Source organism: Escherichia sp. Lx600-2 (assembly GCF_036662595.1).
Classification (GTDB): domain Bacteria; phylum Pseudomonadota; class Gammaproteobacteria; order Enterobacterales; family Enterobacteriaceae; genus Escherichia; species Escherichia coli.
Genome location: NZ_JAYQWM010000016.1, coordinates 39,646 through 62,037 on the forward strand (window position 1 = coordinate 39,646; position 22,392 = coordinate 62,037).

20 protein-coding genes and 3 tRNA genes are annotated in these 22,392 nt (G+C 50.8%); 8 read left to right on the forward strand and 15 right to left on the reverse strand.

Features of this window, described 5'->3' with window-relative positions:
• Positions 1–4: 4 nt before the first annotated feature.
• The 3 genes from OQV04_RS08405 to OQV04_RS08415 all read right to left on the reverse strand — a co-directional run bounded on the left by OQV04_RS08405 (position 5) and on the right by OQV04_RS08415 (position 302).
• Positions 5–81, reverse strand: a tRNA-Met gene (locus OQV04_RS08405).
• 34 nt (positions 82–115) lie between these two features.
• A tRNA-Met gene (locus OQV04_RS08410) sits at positions 116–192 on the reverse strand.
• A 33-nt stretch (positions 193–225) separates the two neighbouring features.
• Positions 226–302, reverse strand: a tRNA-Met gene (locus OQV04_RS08415).
• A 208-nt stretch (positions 303–510) separates the two neighbouring features.
• Here OQV04_RS08415 and mltA point away from each other — a divergent pair.
• Both mltA and tcdA read left to right on the forward strand, forming a co-directional pair.
• Entirely contained in the window at positions 511–1,608 is a 1,098-nt protein-coding gene (mltA, locus tag OQV04_RS08420) for a murein transglycosylase A (protein WP_000678646.1), read from the forward strand.
• 238 nt (positions 1,609–1,846) lie between these two features.
• Positions 1,847–2,653 (forward strand): tRNA cyclic N6-threonylcarbamoyladenosine(37) synthase TcdA, encoded by an 807-nt coding sequence (gene tcdA, locus OQV04_RS08425; RefSeq protein ID WP_000117724.1) that lies wholly within the window; start codon positions 1,847–1,849, stop codon positions 2,651–2,653.
• A 50-nt stretch (positions 2,654–2,703) separates the two neighbouring features.
• Here tcdA and csdE read toward each other — a convergent pair whose 3' ends face one another.
• Together csdE and csdA are read right to left on the reverse strand one after the other, a co-directional pair.
• Positions 2,704–3,147 (reverse strand): cysteine desulfurase sulfur acceptor subunit CsdE, encoded by a 444-nt coding sequence (gene csdE, locus OQV04_RS08430; protein WP_000184261.1) that lies wholly within the window; start codon positions 3,145–3,147, stop codon positions 2,704–2,706.
• Entirely contained in the window at positions 3,147–4,352 is a 1,206-nt protein-coding gene (gene csdA / locus OQV04_RS08435; protein ID WP_032281523.1) for a cysteine desulfurase CsdA, read from the reverse strand. Before csdA ends, csdE begins: the two co-directional genes overlap by 1 nt.
• 191 nt (positions 4,353–4,543) lie before the next feature.
• Between csdA and OQV04_RS08440 the strand changes: the two genes are divergently transcribed.
• The 4 genes from OQV04_RS08440 (at position 4,544) to rlmM (ending at position 7,546) form a co-directional block, all read left to right on the forward strand.
• Positions 4,544–4,771 (forward strand): YgdI/YgdR family lipoprotein, encoded by a 228-nt coding sequence (locus OQV04_RS08440; protein ID WP_000750398.1) that lies wholly within the window; start codon positions 4,544–4,546, stop codon positions 4,769–4,771.
• A gap of 350 nt (positions 4,772–5,121) precedes the next feature.
• Positions 5,122–6,039: a glycine cleavage system transcriptional regulator GcvA gene (gcvA, locus tag OQV04_RS08445; protein ID WP_000044401.1), complete on the forward strand. Its 918-nt coding sequence runs from the start codon at positions 5,122–5,124 to the stop codon at positions 6,037–6,039.
• A gap of 18 nt (positions 6,040–6,057) precedes the next feature.
• Entirely contained in the window at positions 6,058–6,453 is a 396-nt protein-coding gene (locus OQV04_RS08450; RefSeq protein ID WP_000203905.1) for a DUF423 domain-containing protein, read from the forward strand.
• Positions 6,446–7,546 carry a 23S rRNA (cytidine(2498)-2'-O)-methyltransferase RlmM gene (rlmM, locus tag OQV04_RS08455; protein WP_001045520.1) on the forward strand — a complete coding sequence of 367 codons (1,101 nt, stop codon included), beginning with the start codon at positions 6,446–6,448 and terminating at the stop codon, positions 7,544–7,546. The genes OQV04_RS08450 and rlmM overlap by 8 nt, the downstream gene beginning before the upstream one ends.
• A gap of 43 nt (positions 7,547–7,589) precedes the next feature.
• On the opposite strand, the gene fucR is transcribed toward rlmM, so the two are convergent.
• The 5 genes from fucR to fucP form a co-directional block, all read right to left on the reverse strand.
• The gene (fucR, locus tag OQV04_RS08460; RefSeq protein ID WP_000642345.1) at positions 7,590–8,321 is read right to left on the reverse strand and encodes an L-fucose operon activator; all 732 of its coding nucleotides are present in this window, start codon (positions 8,319–8,321) and stop codon (positions 7,590–7,592) included.
• Positions 8,322–8,378: 57 nt separating this feature from the next.
• Positions 8,379–8,801 carry an L-fucose mutarotase gene (gene fucU, locus OQV04_RS08465; protein WP_000920840.1) on the reverse strand — a complete coding sequence of 141 codons (423 nt, stop codon included), beginning with the start codon at positions 8,799–8,801 and terminating at the stop codon, positions 8,379–8,381.
• 1 nt (position 8,802) lies between these two features.
• Positions 8,803–10,221 carry an L-fuculokinase gene (gene fucK, locus OQV04_RS08470; RefSeq protein WP_000808392.1) on the reverse strand — a complete coding sequence of 473 codons (1,419 nt, stop codon included), beginning with the start codon at positions 10,219–10,221 and terminating at the stop codon, positions 8,803–8,805.
• Positions 10,222–10,329: 108 nt separating this feature from the next.
• The gene (fucI, locus tag OQV04_RS08475; RefSeq protein WP_000724153.1) at positions 10,330–12,105 is read right to left on the reverse strand and encodes an L-fucose isomerase; all 1,776 of its coding nucleotides are present in this window, start codon (positions 12,103–12,105) and stop codon (positions 10,330–10,332) included.
• A gap of 32 nt (positions 12,106–12,137) precedes the next feature.
• Positions 12,138–13,454 carry an L-fucose:H+ symporter permease gene (gene fucP, locus OQV04_RS08480; protein WP_000528603.1) on the reverse strand — a complete coding sequence of 439 codons (1,317 nt, stop codon included), beginning with the start codon at positions 13,452–13,454 and terminating at the stop codon, positions 12,138–12,140.
• 546 nt (positions 13,455–14,000) lie between these two features.
• Here fucP and fucA point away from each other — a divergent pair.
• Entirely contained in the window at positions 14,001–14,648 is a 648-nt protein-coding gene (gene fucA, locus OQV04_RS08485) for an L-fuculose-phosphate aldolase (RefSeq protein ID WP_000440775.1), read from the forward strand.
• A 27-nt stretch (positions 14,649–14,675) separates the two neighbouring features.
• On the forward strand, positions 14,676–15,824 hold the full coding sequence (gene fucO, locus OQV04_RS08490; RefSeq protein WP_000013588.1) for a lactaldehyde reductase: 1,149 nt from the start codon (positions 14,676–14,678) through the stop codon (positions 15,822–15,824).
• A 54-nt stretch (positions 15,825–15,878) separates the two neighbouring features.
• On the opposite strand, the gene xni is transcribed toward fucO, so the two are convergent.
• From xni to queF, 5 genes are all read right to left on the reverse strand, one after another.
• Positions 15,879–16,634 (reverse strand): flap endonuclease Xni, encoded by a 756-nt coding sequence (gene xni / locus OQV04_RS08495; RefSeq protein WP_032281522.1) that lies wholly within the window; start codon positions 16,632–16,634, stop codon positions 15,879–15,881.
• 111 nt (positions 16,635–16,745) lie between these two features.
• A complete protein-coding gene (sdaB, locus tag OQV04_RS08500) occupies positions 16,746–18,113 on the reverse strand; it encodes an L-serine ammonia-lyase II (RefSeq protein ID WP_000626404.1) in 1,368 nt (455 codons plus the stop codon).
• A gap of 57 nt (positions 18,114–18,170) precedes the next feature.
• A complete protein-coding gene (gene sdaC, locus OQV04_RS08505; protein WP_000450476.1) occupies positions 18,171–19,460 on the reverse strand; it encodes an HAAAP family serine/threonine permease SdaC in 1,290 nt (429 codons plus the stop codon).
• Between the two features lie 556 nt (positions 19,461–20,016).
• A complete protein-coding gene (gene ppnN / locus OQV04_RS08510; RefSeq protein ID WP_000627995.1) occupies positions 20,017–21,381 on the reverse strand; it encodes a nucleotide 5'-monophosphate nucleosidase PpnN in 1,365 nt (454 codons plus the stop codon).
• A 111-nt stretch (positions 21,382–21,492) separates the two neighbouring features.
• Positions 21,493–22,341 carry an NADPH-dependent 7-cyano-7-deazaguanine reductase QueF gene (gene queF, locus OQV04_RS08515; RefSeq protein ID WP_032281521.1) on the reverse strand — a complete coding sequence of 283 codons (849 nt, stop codon included), beginning with the start codon at positions 22,339–22,341 and terminating at the stop codon, positions 21,493–21,495.
• Positions 22,342–22,392: the final 51 nt, after the last annotated feature.

Sequence of the window (22,392 nt, forward strand, 5' to 3'; positions counted from 1 at the left end):
TAATTGGTTGCGGGGGCCGGATTTGAACCGACGACCTTCGGGTTATGAGCCCGACGAGCTACCAGGCTGCTCCACCCCGCGTCACCGTACTGCTTTTACTTCATCAAATTTTGATTGGTTGCGGGGGCCGGATTTGAACCGACGACCTTCGGGTTATGAGCCCGACGAGCTACCAGGCTGCTCCACCCCGCGTCACCGTACTGCTTTACTTCATCAAATTTTAATTGGTTGCGGGGGCCGGATTTGAACCGACGACCTTCGGGTTATGAGCCCGACGAGCTACCAAGCTGCTCCACCCCGCGTCCGTGGATGCGCACTATACTCCGCTCGCGTTTTCATGCAACCTTTTTTTTACCCCGATCACGGATCTGGCATGATTTTGAACAAAAACAAATCACTAAAGCCTATTTTTTGTGCAAAATTTGCGTCAGGGAGAGGCTGCTCATTTCATTAAACGCGGTGGTTTGTTATCTTCGTTGCGCCTTATTTTTTAACCTGAAGAAGAGAACAATGAAAGGACGTTGGGTAAAGTACCTTCTTATGGGCACGGTTGTGGCAATGCTTGCCGCCTGCTCTTCCAAACCAACCGATCGCGGACAGCAATATAAAGACGGGAAATTTACCCAGCCTTTCTCTCTGGTGAACCAGCCAGATGCCGTTGGCGCGCCGATTAACGCCGGTGATTTTGCCGAGCAAATTAACCATATCCGTAATTCGTCACCGCGTCTGTATGGCAACCAGAGTAATGTTTATAACGCGGTGCAAGAGTGGCTGCGCGCAGGCGGTGATACCCGCAATATGCGTCAGTTCGGCATTGATGCCTGGCAGATGGAAGGTGCCGACAACTATGGTAACGTGCAGTTTACAGGCTATTACACGCCGGTAATTCAGGCGCGCCATACCCGCCAGGGCGAGTTCCAGTATCCTATTTACCGTATGCCGCCAAAACGTGGTCGTCTGCCGTCTCGTGCGGAGATCTACGCGGGGGCATTGAGTGATAAATATATTCTCGCTTACAGTAACTCCCTGATGGATAACTTCATTATGGATGTGCAGGGTAGTGGGTATATCGACTTTGGTGATGGCAGTCCGCTTAACTTTTTCAGCTATGCAGGGAAAAACGGTCATGCCTATCGCAGCATTGGTAAGGTGCTGATCGACCGTGGCGAAGTGAAAAAAGAAGATATGTCGATGCAGGCGATTCGTCACTGGGGCGAAACACACAGTGAAGCCGAGGTTCGCGAGCTGCTGGAACAGAACCCGTCTTTCGTTTTCTTTAAACCGCAATCTTTTGCACCGGTGAAAGGGGCAAGTGCGGTGCCGCTGGTTGGCCGTGCTTCTGTTGCCTCCGATCGTTCAATTATCCCGCCAGGTACAACCTTGCTGGCAGAAGTGCCGCTGCTGGATAATAACGGCAAATTTAACGGTCAGTACGAATTGCGTCTGATGGTGGCGCTGGATGTCGGTGGCGCAATCAAAGGCCAACACTTCGATATCTATCAAGGGATCGGGCCGGAAGCCGGGCACCGCGCAGGTTGGTACAACCACTATGGACGTGTCTGGGTGCTGAAAACCGCCCCGGGCGCAGGTAACGTCTTTAGCGGCTGATGTGATATTCTGTATGCCGTTTTTACGGATATGACAGGGTGAGGGGTAACCTCACATCCTGATTATTGACTAAGTGCGTGTTGTTCATGCCGGATGCGGCGTGAACGCCTTATCCGGCCTACAAATCATGCAAATCCAAAATATTGCAGGAGTTATGTAGGCCTGATAAGCGTAGCGCATCAGGCATTTATGCGTTTAGGGTGAAGGGTAACCTCGCCCTTTTTAATTCTGAGGTGCTATGTCTGTGGTAATTAGTGATGCATGGCGTCAGCGTTTTGGTGGCACAGCGCGTCTGTATGGTGAAAAAGCGTTGCAACTGTTTGCTGACGCGCATATTTGTGTGGTCGGTATTGGCGGTGTCGGTTCCTGGGCGGCGGAAGCGCTGGCGCGCACGGGGATTGGCGCAATCACGCTTATCGATATGGATGATGTGTGCGTCACCAATACCAATCGACAAATTCATGCCCTGCGCGATAACGTTGGGCTGGCAAAAGCGGAAGTCATGGCGGAACGTATTCGCCAGATTAACCCGGAGTGCCGTGTAACGGTGGTGGATGATTTCGTGACGCCGGATAACGTAGCGCAATATATGAGTGCCGGTTATTCGTACGTGATTGATGCCATTGATAGTGTACGACCCAAAGCGGCGCTGATTGCTTATTGTCGGCGCAATAAAATCCCGCTGGTCACGACCGGTGGCGCGGGGGGGCAGATTGATCCGACGCAGATTCAGGTTACCGATCTGGCGAAAACGATTCAGGACCCGCTGGCGGCGAAGTTGCGCGAGCGCCTGAAAAGCGATTTTGGCGTAGTGAAAAACAGTAAAGGTAAGCTCGGTGTGGATTGCGTGTTCTCTACCGAAGCATTGGTGTATCCGCAGTCAGACGGTACGGTGTGTGCGATGAAAGCCACGGCGGAAGGACCAAAGCGGATGGATTGTGCATCTGGATTTGGCGCGGCAACGATGGTGACCGCCACCTTTGGTTTTGTTGCGGTTTCTCATGCGCTGAAGAAGATGATGGCGAAAGCGGCGCGTCAGGGGTAAACAATCAGGTCGGATGCGACGCAAACGTCTTATCCGACCCGGTTCTGTGCTTAAACCTGCTTCGTCGCAGCGATAATCGCCTCGCTTAACGCATTTAACCCCTGGCTGCGTGAGGCGCTAAGTTGCGCACGCAATCCCAGTTCATCAAACAATGCCAGCGGCGACTGTGCCTGCAATTCGGCGGCGGTTTTCCCCTCAACGGCAGTCAACAGCACCGCCAGCAGGCCGCGCACTATACGTCCTTCGCTGTCGCCAAAGAAGTGCATTTTACCGTTTTCAGCCACGGTATATCCCAGCCAGACGCGGTTTTCGCATCCGGCAATCTCTTTAGCCTGCGCTTTTAACTCGTCTGGCAAAGCCGGAAGCTGTTTCCCCAGCATGATCAACTGGCGATATTTATCTTCCCATTGCGTCAACGGTGCGAAGGTATTGCGTAACGTTTCTGCGGTTACGGTTGTGCCGAACGGGTGTCCGGCGAATTGCGGGTTCGTCATTAATCCACCAATAATTCCAGCGCGCGGTCAACGGCATTCACCAGCGCATCCACATCACTCTTTGTATTATATGGCGCAAAAGAGGCGCGCAGTGTGCCGGTTACGCCTAATTCTGCCAGTAGCGGCTGAGCGCAATGCTGCCCGGCGCGCAGGGCAATACCGTACTCCGCCAGCAGCGTCACCATATCGCTGTGATGAACGCCAGCAAAATCAAAGGCCAGCAGGCTGGAATCCTGGCAGCGGAATGAACGAAAGCCTGGACGTTTCGCCAGCGCTTCTTCTGCAAGCGTTGCCAGGCTACGGCTCCAGCTTTCGGCCTGGTTGATATCGTAATCTGCCAGCCATTCCAGCGCCGCGCTTAATCCTATGACACCAGCCACATTTGGCGTTCCTGCTTCCAGTTTCCACGGCGCAGATTGAGTCGTGAAGCCGTCAAAACTCACTTCGTGAATCATTTTTCCGCCGCCCAGCCAGGGTGACATTGCTTCCAGCAGTTCTGGTTTGCCATACAGCACGCCGATACCTGTCGGGCCATACAGTTTGTGACCTGAAAAAGCATAGAAATCAATATCCAGTTGCTGAACATCCGCGGGGAAATGCACCGCCCCCTGAGCACCATCAACCATCACCACCATCCCGGCTGAATGAGCAAAGGTAATCGCTCGCGCCAGATCCGGGCAACCGCCAGTAACGTTCGACATCTGACCCAACGCCAGAATCCGACTACGGGGAGTAATCAGTTCTGGCAACAAATCGACATCCGGCAGTCGCTGCGCATTAAGCGGCAATTTCACCACTTTGGCTCCAGTTTGTTGGGCAACCATCAGCCAGGGGACGAGGTTAGCGTGGTGTTCTGCCACGCTGACAATAATCTCATCGCCCGGTTGCAGACGCGGACGCGCATAGCATTGTGCCACCATGTTGATGGATTCAGTGGTGCCGCGCGTCCAGACGATAGTTTTATCATCCGGTGCATTCAGTAATTGCGCCACTTTCTCTCGTGCAGCTTCATAACGCGCGGTCAGGCGTTGGGCTTCGGCAAACTGGCTGCGATGGACGTTTCCGGCGCTCAGACTGTAAAACTGTCGGGTGGCTTCAACCACGGCTTCAGGTTTAAGCGCGGTCGCGGCGCTGTCGAGATAGACGCCCGCATCCTGTAGAGCGGGAAACTGGGCGCGAAACTGCGCGGGATTAAAAACGTTCATGGTACTCCTCGGCTTGATGCACCGATCGTGACGCAAAATTCACTTTGATACAAGGAGAGTGCTAACCATCAGAATTATCTGGATATCCTGGCGAAGCCGCGTCAGTAACATATGCTGAATAGTGTTAGGCGTTAATTTTAGCCTGTTAATCAATACTATTAAGATTTATTAATCGCTTTAAGGAGAAGATGATGAAAAAGACTGCCGCAATTATTTCTGCCTGTATGCTGACTTTTGCCCTGAGCGCCTGTTCCGGTTCGAACTATGTGATGCACACCAATGACGGACGTACCATCGTCTCTGACGGCAAACCACAGACTGATAACGATACCGGTATGATTTCGTATAAAGACGCTAATGGCAACAAACAGCAGATCAACCGTACTGACGTGAAAGAGATGGTCGAACTGGATCAGTAATTCGCGATCGCAAGGTAAAAAAAAGCACCGCAATTAGGCGGTGCTACATTAATCACTATGGACAGACAGGGTAAATGTACAGGAAGTGAAAAAAGGTAGCTTTGCTACCATGGTCTGAATCGCAGACCAATTGCAAACACAACAACACAACATCACAACCGTAAGCCAAAAGTTCACCAGAACACGCATTCCGATAAAACTTTTCGTTCCGGCTCAGGAAGTGCCGCCACTATAGGTATTTGCTGGTAGAAGCTCAACGGACAATTTATAATGGCTCAGATTAAAAAAACTAATAGGTTACACACTGTGATCTAATTGTTAAATTCATTTAACATCAAAGTTTAAAAGCCATGTCTAAACGATTACCACCGCTAAATGCCTTACGAGTTTTTGATGCCGCAGCACGCCATTTAAGTTTCACTCGCGCAGCAGAAGAGCTTTTTGTGACCCAGGCCGCAGTAAGTCATCAAATCAAGTCTCTTGAGGATTTTTTGGGGCTAAAACTGTTCCGCCGCCGTAATCGTTCACTCCTGCTGACCGAGGAAGGGCAAAGCTATTTCCTCGATATCAAAGAGATATTTTCGCAATTAACCGAAGCGACGCGTAAACTCCAGGCTCGTAGCGCCAAGGGGGCGTTGACGGTCAGTTTACTCCCCAGTTTCGCCATTCATTGGTTGGTTCCGCGACTTTCCAGCTTTAATTCAGCTTATCCGGGAATTGACGTTCGAATCCAGGCGGTTGATCGTCAGGAAGATAAGCTGGCGGATGATGTTGATGTGGCGATATTTTATGGTCGGGGCAACTGGCCGGGGCTACGGGTGGAAAAACTGTACGCCGAATATTTATTGCCGGTGTGTTCGCCGCTACTGCTGACTGGCGAAAAACCCTTGAAGACCCCGGAAGATCTGGCTAAACATACGCTATTACATGATGCGTCACGCCGTGACTGGCAGACATATACCCGACAGTTGGGGTTAAATCATATCAACGTTCAGCAAGGGCCAATTTTTAGCCATAGCGCCATGGTGCTGCAAGCGGCTATCCACGGGCAGGGAGTGGCGCTGGCAAATAACGTGATGGCGCAATCTGAAATTGAAGCCGGACGTCTTGTTTGCCCGTTTAATGATGTTCTGGTCAGTAAAAACGCTTTTTATCTGGTTTGTCATGACAGCCAGGCAGAACTGGGTAAAATAGCCGCCTTTCGCCAATGGATCCTGGCGAAAGCCGCTGCTGAACAAGAAAAATTCCGCTTTCGTTATGAACAATAATTTACGTAGGGTACGACCATGACCAGCCGTTTTATGCTGATTTTCGCCGCCATTAGCGGCTTCATTTTTGTGGCTCTGGGCGCTTTTGGCGCGCATGTGTTAAGTAAAACCATGGGGGCCGTTGAGATGGGCTGGATCCAGACCGGCCTCGAATACCAGGCGTTTCATACGCTGGCGATCTTAGGTCTGGCGGTGGCAATGCAGCGTCGCATCAGTATCTGGTTTTACTGGAGTAGCGTTTTCCTCGCGTTAGGCACGGTGCTGTTCAGCGGCAGCCTTTATTGCCTGGCACTGTCCCATCTGCGTTTGTGGGCGTTTGTCACTCCGGTTGGCGGCGTGAGCTTCCTTGCGGGCTGGGCGTTAATGTTAGTTGGTGCTATCCGTTTAAAGCGCAAGGGCGTAAGTCATGAATAAGGTTGTATTGCTGTGCCGTCCGGGCTTTGAAAAAGAGTGCGCCGCAGAAATTACCGATAAAGCCGGCCAGCGGGAGATTTTCGGTTTTGCCCGCGTGAAAGAGAATGCGGGTTATGTCATTTATGAATGTTATCAACCTGATGATGGCGATAAGTTAATCCGTGAGCTGCCGTTCAGTTCATTAATTTTTGCCCGCCAGTGGTTTGTGGTGGGGGAACTCTTGCAGCATTTGCCGCCAGAAGATCGTATTACCCCCATTGTCGGCATGTTGCAGGGCGTAGTAGAGAAGGGCGGTGAACTGCGTGTTGAAGTTGCCGATACCAACGAAAGCAAAGAGTTGCTGAAATTCTGCCGTAAATTCACTGTTCCGCTACGCGCTGCCTTGCGCGATGCCGGGGTGCTGGCGAACTATGAAACGCCGAAGCGTCCGGTTGTGCATGTATTCTTTATTGCACCAGGCTGCTGCTATACCGGTTACTCATACAGCAACAATAATTCGCCGTTCTATATGGGCATTCCGCGCCTGAAATTTCCGGCAGATGCGCCGAGTCGTTCCACGCTCAAACTGGAAGAGGCATTTCATGTGTTTATTCCTGCGGATGAGTGGGATGAACGCCTGGCGAACGGGATGTGGGCGGTGGATTTAGGCGCTTGCCCTGGCGGCTGGACCTACCAACTGGTGAAGCGCAACATGTGGGTTTATTCCGTCGACAACGGCCCGATGGCGCAAAGTCTGATGGATACCGGACAGGTGACGTGGCTGCGGGAAGACGGTTTCAAATTCCGTCCGACGCGCAGCAATATCTCCTGGATGGTATGCGATATGGTTGAAAAACCGGCGAAAGTTGCGGCATTGATGGCGCAGTGGCTGGTTAATGGCTGGTGTCGTGAAACCATTTTCAACCTCAAACTGCCGATGAAAAAACGCTACGAAGAAGTGTCACACAATCTGGCGTATATTCAGGCACAGCTTGATGAACATGGCATAAATGCTCAGATTCAGGCGCGGCAGTTGTATCACGATCGCGAAGAAGTGACGGTGCACGTCCGCCGTATCTGGGCTGCGGTGGGTGGTCGTCGCGACGAGCGATAACAGGCAAGGCCGGGGCGTCGTCTCCGGCCTGCTACCCTTTCCGTCAGCCTGTTACCAAAGAAGTTGCAACCTGGCGCTCATCAGAAATAATGTGCGTTACCTCATCCAGATGCCCGATGCGGGCTTCCCCTGAACGATTAAATTTACTTTTATCAATCAATAACAACGATTGCGCGGCGCGTTTTAATAGCATTGATTTGTAATCAGCGTTGATGGCATTGGAGTCCCACAGTGCGCCGCTGCTATCGATCCCTTCACAAGAAAAAATAAACAGATCGATTTCCAGCGATTTAAGTTGGGAAATCAGCGAGGGATTGACGTAACAGCCATATTTGCGCTCAAGTGTGCCGCCGGAACTGATCAGTTGAATGCGTTCGCGTTTACCGAGTTCATGGCAAATCGGATGGCTATTGGTGAAGACCTGAATGTTGATGTCAGGCAACTGGCGTGCCAGATACCAGCAAGTTGAACTGGCGTCTAAGGCTATCACCATCCCTTCTTCAATCCACGCGAGCGCCTCGCGCGCGATATCTGCTTTATGCGCATAATGGCTTTTCAGCCTGATGTGAAAGGGATCGCCACTGTCTTGATTTTGACGGTGGATATATTTAGCGCGTCCATGATTGCGCAGAATTTTACCCTGCGTCTGTAATTCATTGAGATCGCGACGAATGGTTTCTTTACTGACCTTTAGCTGTTCAGAGAGAGCTTCCGTGGTCAGGCTGGTATGGTTCAGCAGCAGGTCGACTATCGCTTGCTGGCGTGCCGCTTTCATATTTTTCACCCCATCATTCGATAACCGCCCGCGTCATGCGGGCGTACCGGTATGAGATTACGGTGTTACCCCTTTTTTTAAAAGAATATTCCCGTACTTCGCTCGTTCGCCTGTGATAACGATCGCAAAGGCTTTTTGCGCCCGTTCATAAAACGCAAAACGATTGATGCGGATGATGTCAGGACACGGGGCTTGTAGTGAAAGCGCATTACGGTAACGTCGTTCTACTTCAGGATCGAGAGTGTCACCTTCTACCGCCGCCATCATCACCAGCGGTGGTGCATAACTGTCCAGTTCAAATAACGGGATAATCGCCTGGAGCAAGTCGCTCACCAACAGGCCATCAGCGCGGATTACCTGCGGTCCCATCGAATGGGCGGGAAAGTGAGCATCGGAAAAAATAATTTCATCTCCATGTCCCATCTCTGCCAGCACTTTCAATAGTTCGGGAGAAATTAACGGCGAAATTGTTTTCAGCATTTCACACTTCCTCTATAAATTCAGGTTCAGTTTGCGGGTAGAAATAACGGTACTGATAATGAATCTGTGCACGGGCTTCTTCCGGGCTGTTAAATTCCCCTACGCCATACCAACCGAACAGCGCAGCTCCTGCGACGGTCGTTTCGGCATCGTCGAGAACTTTTACCGGAATATCAAGCATATTGGCTTTAATCTGATTCCACAATGTGTTGCGACTTCCTCCACCGACTAACAATAATTCAGAGGCTTTAAAGTGGCCGATTTTTTCCAGCATCTGTAGATTGCGCTGTAATTGCGCGGTTAACCCTTCCAGCGCCGCGCGATAGAAATGCCCCCGCGTGGTATTAAGCGTCACTCCTTGCCAGCCAGCGTTCTGACACGACAATAAATCACACTGCATTTTTACGCCATCCGCGCCAGGCGCGATCAGACGAGCCTCTTCAATCAACATTTGCCAGGGTGTTTCAGCCGTCCAGAACAGTTTTCTCACCCATTCCAGCACGCCGGATGCCAGCCATTGCATACCTGGGTTATACAACCCTGCCTGGCTATCCAGTTCGCAGGTGGAACCGGCGTACTGACTTAACAGCGAAGTATCAACCTGGGCGCTGCGAACCATTAAAATTTCCCATGTACCGGAAGAGAGCACGGGTTCATTTTGTTCAGCACCAGCGCCAAAAAGGGCGAACTGGGTATCGTGACCTGCGGAAATCACCGGTATGCCAACGGGTAAGCCGAGCATTGCTGCAGCGCTGTTCTGTAGCGTACCAATCTGTTCACCCGCTTCCACCAGACGAGGGAAGAGTCGGCGTGGAATACCGGTGGCTTGTAAAATTTGCGGACTGAAATCGCGTTGCTGGATATCCAGCATCTGGCTGGTTCCGGCCATCGTGATATCAGTAGTGAATTCGCCGGTTAAACGGTGGTTAATCAGCGACGAAATAAAGAGCCAGGCGTGCGCGCGTTCCAGCAGTTGTGGATGATTTTCTTTCAACCACACCAACTTATATAACGTATTGAAACTAAAGGCTCCGACGCCAGAAATAGCCTGCAACCGCTGTGCGGAGATTAACCGTTCAATATTGTCCATAACCGCTGCTGTTCGCGGACATTTCCAGCTAATGATCGGATAGAGCAAATTGCCTTGCTTATCTACCAGAGCGCCATCCACACCAAAGGTGGTGACGGCGATACCGCGGATGTGGCATTCAGTCAGTTCACTATTGATTTGCCGACAGCAATCAGCAAAGCGTTGCAAAATCGCGTCTAAAGACCACTGGTGCCAGGTGTTGTTTTCCATCGCGATATCGCTGGCATTAGGCGTTGAGGCGCGGGCAACAATTTTTCCCTGCCGATTAACCGCGATGGCCCTGACATTGGTCGCGCCACAGTCGAGTACCAGGATAACTTCTTGTTTCATAATCGCTCCTGCAATATAGCCGGATAACATTGCTTATCCGGCTAACCACTCTTGCTTGTTCAGGCCCGGTAGCCGGAGCGACCGGGCATAACATCAGGGAGTAATGTATTAACGCTTGTACAACGGCCCGTAGTTCTGGCAAGCGCGGTAATCCTGGCCTTCAATATCCATGCCGTGCGCAGCCCAGGCAGAAGGACGATACACTTTGGTCTCTTCAACGTTGTGCATACATACCGGGATACGCAGCATGGAGGCGAGAGTGATAAAGTCTGCGCCAACGTGGCCGATGGTCAGAACCCCATGGTTAGCGCCCCAGTTCGCCATTACCGAGTACACATCCGTAAACGGCCCTTTACCGGTGAGGCGCGGTGCAAACCAGGTGGTTGGCCAGGTTGAGTTGGTGCGTTTGTTGAGGATGTCATGCACATCCTTCGGCAATTCCACGCTCCAGCCTTCCGCGATTTGCAGTACAGGTCCCAGGCCTTTGATGATGTTGACACGAGTCATGGTGAACGGGACGCCGCCTTCGGTAAGGAAGCGGGAAGAGTAACCGCCGCCACGGAAGTATTCGTGGATCGCCGGGCACCATTCGGTAGCGGCGAGGCAAGCGTCAGCCTCTTGCTGAGAGATTTCCCAGTGCGGCTTCATCGTCGGGTTACCTTCGCTGTCGCGTTGTTTACAGGAACCGTCCAGCGCAGCAGAACCTGAGTTGATCAAATGGATGATGCCGTGTTCTGCCAGTCCATCGAGTTTATGCCCCGTTACACGCTCAATTGCTTCTGGTGACCAGTAGGTACGCACATCGGCAAATACCTGAGCGGTGCCGGTGAGCTGGTGACCCATTAGCATTGCCACGCCGTTAAGACTGTCGTTTTCGGTCGCCACGACAAAGGGTTCGCGCACGCCATTCCAGTCAAATGAACTGTTAAGGATCGCTTCGGCGGTGTCGCCATTGGGATATTGATCGGTCCAGTGGCGTTGTCCCTGGAAGCCCGCAGCGATGGCGTTGTAGCCAAGTGATTCTTCCACGCGACCAATATCGGCCAGTTTGCTGTTGCCTTGCATCATGTCGCGGATACACATCGCCATCAGTAAACTTTCGCGCAGAACTGCGCGGCTTTGCTCGGCATTGCGTTGATACTGTTTGTTATTTTCATCTTCGCCATAGCGGAAGTTTTTATCAGCCCAGGCCAGTGCCATTTCCAGTTCGGCTTCGTCGTAAATCTTCTGATCGATACGGCGACGCAGTTCGGTCATATCCACCGCCTGGACTTTCATTCCCAGCCAGGATTCAAAGAAGTTGTGATCAACAATAGAACCGGCGATACCCATCGAAACGCCGCCCAGCGACAGATAGCTTTTACCTTTCATGCTGGCGACGGCCAAACCGGCGCGGGCAAAGCGCAGCAGTTTTTCTTCAACATCAGCAGGAATCGATGTGTCATCGGCATCCTGAACGTCATGACCGTAAATGGAGAATGCCGGGATGCCTTTCTGGCTGTGAGCTGCCAGAGCCGCTGCCAGGTAAACAGCGCCGGGACGTTCAGTGCCATTAAAGCCCCAAATGGCTTTCGGGCGGGTTGGATCCATGTCGATGGTTTCACTGCCATAGCACCAGCAAGGCGTTACCGTAATGGTGAGGCCTACATTCTGACTGCTGAATTTTTCTTCGCAAGCAGCGGCTTCAGCCATACCCGCGATACAGGTATCGGAAATGACACACTCGACGGCAGCTCCGCAGGCATGGCGCAGTTTCTCGGTCAGCAGTGCGGCCGTAGCTTTCGCCATATTCATTGTTTGTTCTTCAAGCGACTCACGAACACCCATGCGACGACCGTCAATAACCGGGCGGATACCAATTTTCGGTAAGCTGATTTTTTTCATTACAGATTCCTCACTTTATTCGGAAAATATGTTCAGTTAGTTGCCGTTTGAGAACGGAAACGGGCAAAGATAAAGATGACCGCGAAGCAGAGTGCGGGGATCAGTTCAGCAGTGGGGATGTTGCCCGCCGCGTCACTGACAAAACCCATGACCGGAGTGACAATACCGCCGCCAATGATGGTCATAACGATGAAGGACGAACCGTATTTGGTGTCCTGGCCGAGATTCTTAATGCCCAGCGAGAAGATTGTTGGGTACTGAATCGACATAAAGGCGCTGCATAAAGTCAGGGCTATTAAGCCCACATGACCGCCAGCGAAGGCTGAGATCAGGCACAGTGCCATAGCGATTAATGCGTAGGCGGCCAGGACTTTGTGTGGTGCGAAGCGACTGATGAGCCAGGTACCGGTGAAACGACCAATAAAGAAGCACACCATGGTTCCGGTTAAATAGTTAGCGGCAAAGCCTGCAGTCATACCTGGAATTTCTTCTACAGCGTAGCGAATCAAATAGCTCCAGCAGGCCGTTTGTGCGCCAACGTAGCAGAATTGCGCTAATACTGCCCAGCGCCAGTGGCGAATACGCGCCAGGCGAGAAAGCGATGCGGAGAACGATCCTTGTTTGGCGTCACTGTGATTATCACTCTGCAATGCCGGGAATTTCGTCAGCATGATCAGCAGGGCGACCAGTAACACGATAGCCACGATGATCATATAAGGTGTCTGTACCGATAATACCAGGCTGTGTTTATACGCACTCAATTGCTCTGGAGACATTTTATCGAGAACGTCTTGCGATTGATGTGGCACGTTAGACAAAATAAGACTTTGCCCAAAGACAACCGCGATAATTGCGCCAAATGAGTTAAATGTTTGCGCAAGATTTAAGCGGAAGTGACCACTGCTTTCCGGCCCTAATACCGTAACAAAAGGGTTTGCGGCAGTTTCCAGACAACCTAATCCGGCTGCAATAATAAATAGGCCAACTAAAAATAAGGTGTAGTTCATTATTTCTGCCGCGGGCCAGAATAATGCAGCACCCAAGGCATATAAAAATAACCCGGTAATAATTCCTGCTTTATAACTGAGTTTTTTCATCAATATCCCAGCAGGAATTGGGATAATGAAATAACCAAAGTAAAATGCCGATTGGATCAGGCCAGCCTGGAAATTTGTCAGCGTAAAAGCCTGCTGGAATTGAGGTAATAAAATGTCGTTAAGGTTATTGGCTACCGCCCAAAGAAAAAACAGTGAGCACAGCAGCGCGAATGGAATAATGTAACTTCTGCTTTGCCCTGCATCTTTATCTACCGCACGGTAACTCTGCGTTTGTATTGATGTGTTTCCCATAGCATCCTCTTAGGTTCAGAAGCTTAAGCACGTAATCGGTTATGTTTTCAAAAGTGCAAAACCAGCGAGTTCGGGCTTCATATCAGTGAATATTTGCCTGTCTGAAATGAACTCATGGATTCATTTTCAAATAAAAAACGCTCTGTAATATGACGGCGGTCACACTTATTAGCTGGAAGGTGACTTTATGTGACTACCATCACTTTAATAATCGAAATTTCATGCCCGTTTCAGAAAATAAATCATAAAAAACACAAACCAGATGACCGTATTAATTGTTTATGCCGAAAACGGGCATTCCTGGCTTGGGTGAATAGAAAAATGACCGTTTTGATAAATATTTTTAAGAGCGGTCATTTTTAATGGGGTTATAAAAAGAGAACTTGCAGTTATTTACTGTGATTAGTTGAACCAGGTCACAAAATATAAGCTTGTGAATTTCTTTCTTGTTAATCAGGAAGAAGATGGTGGGTAATTAAACGGCTAATTCAATAGTGTGAAAGGAACAACATTATTGCCCTGTTTTGAATCAGAGAGAGGTAGCTAATGGAACGAAATAAACTTGCTCGTCAGATTATTGACACTTGCCTGGAAATGACCCGCCTGGGACTGAACCAGGGGACAGCGGGGAACGTCAGTGTACGTTATCAGGATGGGATGCTGATTACGCCTACAGGCATTCCATATGAAAAACTGACGGAGTCGCATATTGTCTTTATTGATGGCAACGGTAAACATGAGGAAGGAAAGCTCCCCTCAAGCGAATGGCGTTTCCATATGGCGGCCTATCAAAGCAGACCGGATGCCAACGCGGTTGTTCACAATCATGCCGTTCATTGCACAGCAGTTTCCATTCTTAATCGACCGATCCCCGCTATTCACTACATGATTGCGGCGGCTGGCGGTAATTCTATTCCTTGCGCGCCTTATGCGACCTTTGGAACACGCGAACTTTCTGAACATGTTGCGCTGGCTCTCAAAAATCGTAAGGCAACTTTGTTACAACATCATGGGCTTATCGCTTGTGAGGTGAATCTGGAAAAAGCGTTATGGCTGGCGCATGAAGTTGAAGTGCTGGCGCAACTTTACCTGACGACCCTGGCGATTACGGACCCGGTGCCAGTGCTGAGCGATGAAGAGATTGCCGTAGTGCTGGAGAAATTCAAAACCTATGGGTTACGGATTGAAGAGTAATTTCGTAAAGCAACAAGGAGAAGGATGATGGCTAACAGAATGATTCTGAACGAAACGGCATGGTTTGGTCGGGGTGCTGTAGGGGCTTTAACCGATGAGGTGAAACGCCGTGGTTATCAGAAGGCGCTGATCGTCACCGATAAAACGCTGGTGCAATGCGGCGTGGTGGCGAAAGTGACCGATAAGATGGATGCTGCAGGGCTGGCATGGGCGATTTACGACGGCGTAGTGCCCAACCCAACAATTACTGTCGTCAAAGAAGGGCTCGGTGTATTCCAGAATAGCGGCGCGGATTACCTGATCGCTATTGGTGGTGGTTCTCCACAGGATACTTGTAAAGCGATTGGCATTATCAGCAACAACCCGGAGTTTGCCGATGTGCGTAGCCTGGAAGGACTTTCCCCGACCAATAAACCCAGTGTACCGATTCTGGCAATCCCCACCACAGCAGGCACTGCGGCAGAAGTGACCATTAACTACGTGATCACTGACGAAGAAAAACGGCGCAAGTTTGTTTGCGTTGATCCGCATGATATCCCGCAGGTGGCGTTTATTGACGCTGACATGATGGATGGTATGCCTCCAGCGCTGAAAGCTGCGACGGGTGTCGATGCGCTCACTCATGCTATTGAGGGGTATATTACCCGTGGCGCGTGGGCGCTAACCGATGCACTGCACATTAAAGCGATTGAAATCATTGCTGGGGCGCTGCGAGGATCGGTTGCTGGTGATAAGGATGCCGGAGAAGAAATGGCGCTCGGGCAGTATGTTGCGGGTATGGGCTTCTCGAATGTTGGGTTAGGGTTGGTGCATGGTATGGCACATCCACTGGGCGCGTTTTACAACACTCCACACGGTGTTGCGAACGCCATCCTGCTACCGCATGTTATGCGTTATAACGCTGACTTTACCGGTGAGAAGTACCGCGATATCGCGCGCGTTATGGGCGTGAAAGTGGAAGGTATGAGCCTGGAAGAGGCGCGTAATGCCGCTGTTGAAGCGGTGTTTGCTCTCAACCGTGATGTCGGTATTCCGCCACATTTGCGTGATGTTGGTGTACGCAAGGAAGACATTCCGGCACTGGCTCAGGCGGCACTGGATGATGTTTGTACCGGTGGCAACCCGCGTGAAGCAACGCTTGAGGATATTGTAGAGCTTTACCATACCGCCTGGTAAATGCGCTGATGTGATAATGCCGGATACGACGTTTGCGGCGTATCCGGCTCGCCGTTACCGTACCAATCGCAATTGCTGTAAATTGCCATCGATATGCAAATCGGTTTGTAAGCGGGCAATATCGCGGCACAGAAACGCCATCTCTTTATGGGGTTCTAATTTTTTGCGCCACTTTTCGGCAACCGCATCCAGATTCTCATATATCCCTTCCAGACTCTGAAACTCGACCAGCAGCTGCGTGGCGCTTTTTGGTCCGATTCCCGCAACACCCGGTACCTTTGAACTGCTGATCCCCGCAAGTCCCCAGTAATCGGGCAACTGCTGCGGTTGAACGCCAAATTCTTTATCGATAAATGGCGCATCCAGCCAACGTTTCTGGAAGTAATCACGAATACGTAATGTCGGTGAAAGTAACTGACAGTAGCCTTTATCTGTCGAAACAATCGTTGCCTGATGACCGGCCTGTGTCACTTTGACCGCCAGCGTGGCGGCTAAGTCATCGGCTTCGTTGCCGCTGGCTGACCAGCACGGGACGCCGCGTTGCTCAAAGGCAGCGCGTAATGCAGGCATCTCGTCGTGCAACTCTTCCGGCATTGGCGGTCGACCCGCTTTGTAATCTGGTAAACGCTGATGACGCCAGCCGCTACTGCGGTTTTCATCGTCAAAAACGGCGACCGCGTGGGTTGGCTGGCTGTGCATAATGAGCTGATCGAGCGCATGCTGGCAGGTTTCGACACAGGGCGACCCCTGAACGGCATGAATGCGACGAATAAGATTCAGTGCATCGACAATAAGCAAATGAACAGCCACGATAACCCCCTTAAAGATCAGGCGATAAGGGTAACATTCGATACTGGAACAGGCTATGGCTGGATGAGAAATCGGGAAGAGGCCTCGCAAAACGAGGCCTCTGGAGAGCGATTAATCGCAGGCAACGATCTTCATTGCCAGGCCGCCGCGAGAGGTTTCGCGGTACTTGGCGTTCATATCTTTACCTGTTTCGTACATGGTTTCGATAACTTTATCGAGGCAGACGCGCGGCTCGCTGGTACGGCGCAGCGCCATACGTGCGGCGTTCACCGCTTTTACTGCCGCAATGGCGTTACGCTCGATGCATGGCACCTGTACCTGTCCGGCGACCGGGTCACACGTCAGACCGAGGTTGTGCTCCATGGCGATTTCCGCCGCGATGCACACCTGCGCCGGGCTTGCGCCTAATAGTTCTGCCAGACCAGCCGCCGCCATTGAGCACGCCACGCCAACTTCACCCTGGCAACCCACTTCAGCACCAGAAATCGACGCGTTCATCTTATAAAGAGAACCAATGGCGCTGGCTACCAGCAGGTAACGAGCCAGTGAGTTAGCGTTCACTTCGCGGATAAACTTATCGTAGTACGCCAGCACAGCCGGGATAATCCCGCACGCACCGTTAGTCGGCGCAGTCACCACGCGACCGCCAGCGGCGTTCTCTTCGTTCACTGCCAGTGCAAACATGTTGATCCAGTCAACAACCGCCATCGGGTCAGTGGTGGTTTTATCCTGGCTGACCAGCATCCGGCGTAGTGCCGCAGCACGGCGTGGTACGCGCAGTTTGCCAGGCAACACGCCTTCGGTGGAAATACCGCGCTCAATACCGCCGCGCATGACTTCCCAGACGTTCGCTAGGTGCTGTTCCAGCTCTTCTTTGCTGTGCAGCGCCAGCTCGTTTTTCATCATCAGGCCAGAGAGTGACAGCCCGGTTTCCTGACAATGTTTTTGCAGATCGGCTGCTGAACTGTACGGATAAGGAACTTCAACCGGTGCGCTATCCTGCTGGCCAAAATGCTCTTCATCAACGATAAAGCCACCGCCAATAGAGTAGTAAGTCTGACTGTAAACGACTTTATCACCCGCCAGCGCGGTAATGCGCATACCGTTTTCATGCAGAGAAAGGTTGTCGGCATGGAAGTTCATGCACTGATCAACCGGGAACTCCACTTCATGCTGACCGTTTGCCAGCATCAGGCGACCATGAGTATTCACATCCTGAATAAAACCAGGGATGGAATCGATATCCACGGTATCCGGCAGGTTACCCGCCAGGCCCATAATAATGGCGATATCAGTGTGGTGGCCTTTACCAGTCAGAGAGAGCGAGCCGTACACGTCAACCACCACGCGGGTCACGTCTTTAAGCAGGTTACGGGCAATCAAATCGTCGGTAAATTGTTTACCCGCTTTCATTGGTCCAACGGTATGAGAACTGGAAGGGCCAATGCCGATTTTGAAAATATCGAATACGCTAATCATAGGAAATACATCGCGTTAAAACGGAGGAAGCGCCGCCCGAAAGCGGCGCGAAAGGACTTAGCTGAACAGAGAGTAGAAGATTGCGGAGATTGCAATCAGACCCATCACGACAACGAATACGTTGCTGATGTGACCGCTGTACTTACGCATTGCCGGTACTTTCTGAATTGCGTACATCGGCATCAGGAACAGGATCATCGCGATGATTGGGCCGCCCAGGGTTTCAATCATACCCAGGATGCTCGGGTTCAGGGTGGCAACAATCCAGGTCGTTACCAGCATGAACAGCGCAGTGATACGGTTCAGCTTGTTGATTTCGATAGACTTACCTTTACCACGCAGAGATTTAATCACCATACCGTTGAAGCCTTCACGTGCGCCCAGGTAGTGGCCGAGGAAGGATTTGGTGATAGCGATAATCGCGATAATCGGAGCCATCCACGCGATAACCGGTGCGTTAAAGTGGTTAGCCAGGTAAGACAGAATCGAGATGTTCTGCTCTTTAGCCGCAGCCAGGTCTGCCGGAGTCAGGCTCAGTACACAGCTGAAGACGAAGAACATTACGGTCAGCACCATCATGATGTGTGCGAATGCCAGGATCTTCGAGCATTTCTGTTCTGCCATATCGCCGTACTCTTCACGCTTCGCAACGGCGAAAGAAGAGATAATCGGAGAGTGGTTGAACGAGAACACCATTACCGGAATTGCCAGCCACAGGGTCATCCACAGACCGTTTCCGGTTGCAGATGCAGTGTCCAGAGACAGCGTTTCCAGTGCTGCGCCGTTCCACTGCGGGATCAGGTACAGAGCCAGCAGCATCAGTACGCCAACAAACGGGAATACCAGAATACTCATCGCTTTAACGATCATCTGTTCACCAAAGCGAACGATGGTCATCATACCCACGATCAGGATCAGCGACAGAATCGCACGCGGCGGTGGTGTCATACCCAGCTGGTGAGACATGAAGCTTTCAACTGTATTGGTGATTGCCACGCTATAAACCAGCAGGATCGGGTAGATAGCGAAGAAGTAGAGCAGGGTAATCAGTTTACCTGCGCCAATACCAAAGTGTTCTTCTACAACCTCGGTGATGTCTTCGCCCGGGTTTTTACCAGACAGTACGAAGCGAGTCAGGCCGCGGTGAGCAAAAAACGTCATCGGGAACGCAAGGATAGCCATGATGATCAGCGGGATCATACCGCCAACACCGGCGTTGATTGGCAGGAACAGCACGCCCGCGCCGATTGCCGTGCCGTAAAGGCCCAGCATCCACATGGTGTCTGTCTTGCGCCAGGCACTACGAGAGTCTTTCGACGCAATCGTGCTGGTTTGAGTCGTTTCCATCTATTTCTCCTGGAGGAATGCAAATAATTCAGCTTTTAGCCAGTTCAGCCCGGGAAGGTGCCTGACCGTAAAAATGAAATCTGTCTATCGGCGATGGCTTAATCATTTACCGCCGTAATAATTTGAGGGCGGAAAGATACACACAAGTTATGTATCTATCAGTGATCTTGATCCCAAATACAATAATCTACTTGGAAGATAGATTATCCCAACGCTTTACTCTGTAAATCAAAAGTAAAATAGAATTTAAGGGCAATATTTGCCCATTAAACGACATCTGACTTCTTCCGGGGAGCGCAATATATGTAGGTTGAACTGAAAAAATCAATACTTTTAGTTAATCATGGCGATAATTTCTTTTTCATAGCGATAAAATACGGTTTATGAAAATAGGGAAACGTTTGCGTTGCAATATAAATTGTATGACATATTAACTGTGATGATATTTGTCGCGTGAGGGTGGTAAGAAACATTCATATAACAAATGAAATGAGTTGATGAGTAAGTGACCAAAAACGAGAAAACCCGGCAACAAACGTCACCGGGGGAGGGGAGATTACGTGCAGATTTCGTAGCAAGGGATGTAGGCTGAGCCTGGCAACTTCATACGATGCTGGGCAACAAAACCCTGTAGCAGGTCGTCCATACGACGCATAATCTCTTTATCGCCGTTGATTTTGTAAGGACCAAACTCTTCAATGGCGCGAATACCGACTTCTTTTACGTTACCCGCCACAATACCGGAGAACGCACGGCGCAGGTCGGCAGCCAGCACTTCAACAGGTTGATCCGGGTAAAGCTTCAGATTAGCCATATTCTCGTGAGACGGCTCAAACGGCATTTGCAAATCTGGTGCAATGCGCATTGACCAGTTAAAGCTGTAAGCGTCACCAGTGTCGCGGCGATTTTCTTTCACCAGCGGCATCGATTTTTTCATCTGACGAGCGACTTCAGCGGCGTCATCAATGATGATGCGGTAATGGCGGCGCGCGTTTTCACCCAGCGTATGCACGACAAACTCGTCCAGTACGCGGAAGTAGTCGGCGCTCTCTTTCGGGCCGGTGAGGATCAATGGTAAAACCTGATCTTTGTTGGCCGGGTTCATTAAAATTCCCAGCAAATACAGCAACTCTTCTGCCGTACCCACACCGCCAGGGAAGATAATGATACCGTGAGCGATACGGACAAACGCTTCCAGACGTTTTTCGATATCTGGCATGATGATCAATTCGTTGACCAGCGGGTTAGGCGGTTCAGCGGCGATAATCGACGGCTCTGTCATACCAATAAAACGACTGTCTTTGTAACGCTGCTGCGCGTGTCCGACCGCAGCACCTTTCATCGGCGCTTCCATCGCTCCCGGACCACAGCCGGTGCAGATATTCAGCTCACGCAGGCCCAGCTGGTTTCCGACGCGACGGGCATACAAATACTCATTTTCGTTAATTGAGTGACCGCCCCAGCAGACCACCATATTTGGCGCTTCACCCACATGCAGCGCGCGAGCGTTACGCAAGATGGAAAAGACCAGGTTAGTGATGTGGACGGAGTTGTCGAGATTCAGGTTGGGAAAACGAACGGTGTTATGGATTTGCCCGTAAACGAAGAGAATGTCTCGCAGAACCGCGAACAAGTTGGCCTGCAAAGCGCGAATAATTCGCCCATCGACAAAAGCCTCTTCCGGGGGATTAATCAGTTCCAGCTTTACGCCGCGTTCACGGCGCAGGACGTTAATATCGAAATTTTCAAAACGAGACAGCAATTCTTTGCTGTTATCGGTCAAACTACCGGAGTTCAGTACGGCAAGTGAACAGTTGCGAAACAATTGATAGAGGTCGCTGCTGGCGGTGCGTTTAAGCATATCCACTTCCAGCTGCGACAACATATCCATGGAGCCAAGCGGGCTAATATGTGTAATCAAGAAAAACTCCTTATGGGACGAATATCGTCATTCCCTTTGATTACAATAGCCCTGCCTGATGACCTTTCACAACCTTCTGCGTGAATCCAGCACGCAAAATTGAGAAAAAATTTATTGCCGAACCAGTCTTGTGGTCGATGGGACAAAATCGCTATTACTGCGCCACGGGTTAATGTCCAGACCGCCACGACGGGTATAACGTGCGTAAACGCTCAATTTCTCTGGCTGGCAGAAGCGTAACAGGTCATTAAAGATGCGTTCCACGCACTGTTCGTGGAACTCGTTGTGATGGCGGAAAGAGACCAGGTAACGCAGCAGTTTTTCTCTGTCAATTTGGCGTCCACGATACTGAATTTGGATCGAACCCCAATCTGGTTGATGGGTGATCAGGCAGTTTGATTTCAGCAGGTGGCTGACAAGCGTCTCTTCCACTACTTTTTCACCACTGGTGGCATTCTCCAGATAGTCAGTAGTGAATTCATAGTTATCGATAGTGATATCCTGGTCATCAATGCAAGTGCCATTGAAATGACCTATCGGCTGGCCTTCCAGTTCATCAAGACGATATAACGCCACGCTAACCTTACCCTGAGCGCAAGTGCTTAAGTCGCGCTCCAGCGTCTGGCGCACCTCATCCCAGTTATTAAAACGCGTCTGGTTAAAACTGTTGAGATAAAGCTTAAAACTCTTCGACTCAATCAGATTTACGCTGGTGTAATCAAGTTCAACATGACCGACAGCGACCTGCGGCAAACCTTTCGCATTCAGCCAGGAAAGTTCATACAGCGTCCAGATGTCCGCACCGTGAAAAGGCAGGTTATCCGCTTTCAGACCCAGCGGATCGCGATTCAGGCTGCGTGTAACGCCTTGCAGTAGGCTGGCGTCATAGGTATCCCGGTAATCGGTTGATTTTCCAAGAGTCAGGCCCGCAAGTGCCTGATGGTTTGCATAAGAAGACATGTTTCACCGTCATAAACCAGATAAACTAAACGACAAGTGTATCTGGTTTAA

What these genes read in the sequence shown, in the direction of transcription:
- rlmM (WP_001045520.1), top strand. Translation starts at nt 6,446, where the DNA reads ATGAATAAGGTTGTATTGCTGTGCCGTCCGGGCTTTGAAAAAGAGTGC.
- OQV04_RS08440 (WP_000750398.1), top strand. Translation starts at nt 4,544, where the DNA reads ATGAAAAAGACTGCCGCAATTATTTCTGCCTGTATGCTGACTTTTGCC.
- fucP (WP_000528603.1), bottom strand. Translation starts at nt 13,454, where the DNA reads ATGGGAAACACATCAATACAAACGCAGAGTTACCGTGCGGTAGATAAA.
- sdaC (WP_000450476.1), bottom strand. Translation starts at nt 19,460, where the DNA reads ATGGAAACGACTCAAACCAGCACGATTGCGTCGAAAGACTCTCGTAGT.
- gcvA (WP_000044401.1), top strand. Translation starts at nt 5,122, where the DNA reads ATGTCTAAACGATTACCACCGCTAAATGCCTTACGAGTTTTTGATGCC.
- fucU (WP_000920840.1), bottom strand. Translation starts at nt 8,801, where the DNA reads ATGCTGAAAACAATTTCGCCGTTAATTTCTCCCGAACTATTGAAAGTG.
- mltA (WP_000678646.1), top strand. Translation starts at nt 511, where the DNA reads ATGAAAGGACGTTGGGTAAAGTACCTTCTTATGGGCACGGTTGTGGCA.
- fucR (WP_000642345.1), bottom strand. Translation starts at nt 8,321, where the DNA reads ATGAAAGCGGCACGCCAGCAAGCGATAGTCGACCTGCTGCTGAACCAT.
- sdaB (WP_000626404.1), bottom strand. Translation starts at nt 18,113, where the DNA reads ATGATTAGCGTATTCGATATTTTCAAAATCGGCATTGGCCCTTCCAGT.
- csdE (WP_000184261.1), bottom strand. Translation starts at nt 3,147, where the DNA reads ATGACGAACCCGCAATTCGCCGGACACCCGTTCGGCACAACCGTAACC.
- OQV04_RS08450 (WP_000203905.1), top strand. Translation starts at nt 6,058, where the DNA reads ATGACCAGCCGTTTTATGCTGATTTTCGCCGCCATTAGCGGCTTCATT.
- fucK (WP_000808392.1), bottom strand. Translation starts at nt 10,221, where the DNA reads ATGAAACAAGAAGTTATCCTGGTACTCGACTGTGGCGCGACCAATGTC.
- csdA (WP_032281523.1), bottom strand. Translation starts at nt 4,352, where the DNA reads ATGAACGTTTTTAATCCCGCGCAGTTTCGCGCCCAGTTTCCCGCTCTA.
- fucI (WP_000724153.1), bottom strand. Translation starts at nt 12,105, where the DNA reads ATGAAAAAAATCAGCTTACCGAAAATTGGTATCCGCCCGGTTATTGAC.
- fucA (WP_000440775.1), top strand. Translation starts at nt 14,001, where the DNA reads ATGGAACGAAATAAACTTGCTCGTCAGATTATTGACACTTGCCTGGAA.
- queF (WP_032281521.1), bottom strand. Translation starts at nt 22,341, where the DNA reads ATGTCTTCTTATGCAAACCATCAGGCACTTGCGGGCCTGACTCTTGGA.
- fucO (WP_000013588.1), top strand. Translation starts at nt 14,676, where the DNA reads ATGGCTAACAGAATGATTCTGAACGAAACGGCATGGTTTGGTCGGGGT.
- tcdA (WP_000117724.1), top strand. Translation starts at nt 1,847, where the DNA reads ATGTCTGTGGTAATTAGTGATGCATGGCGTCAGCGTTTTGGTGGCACA.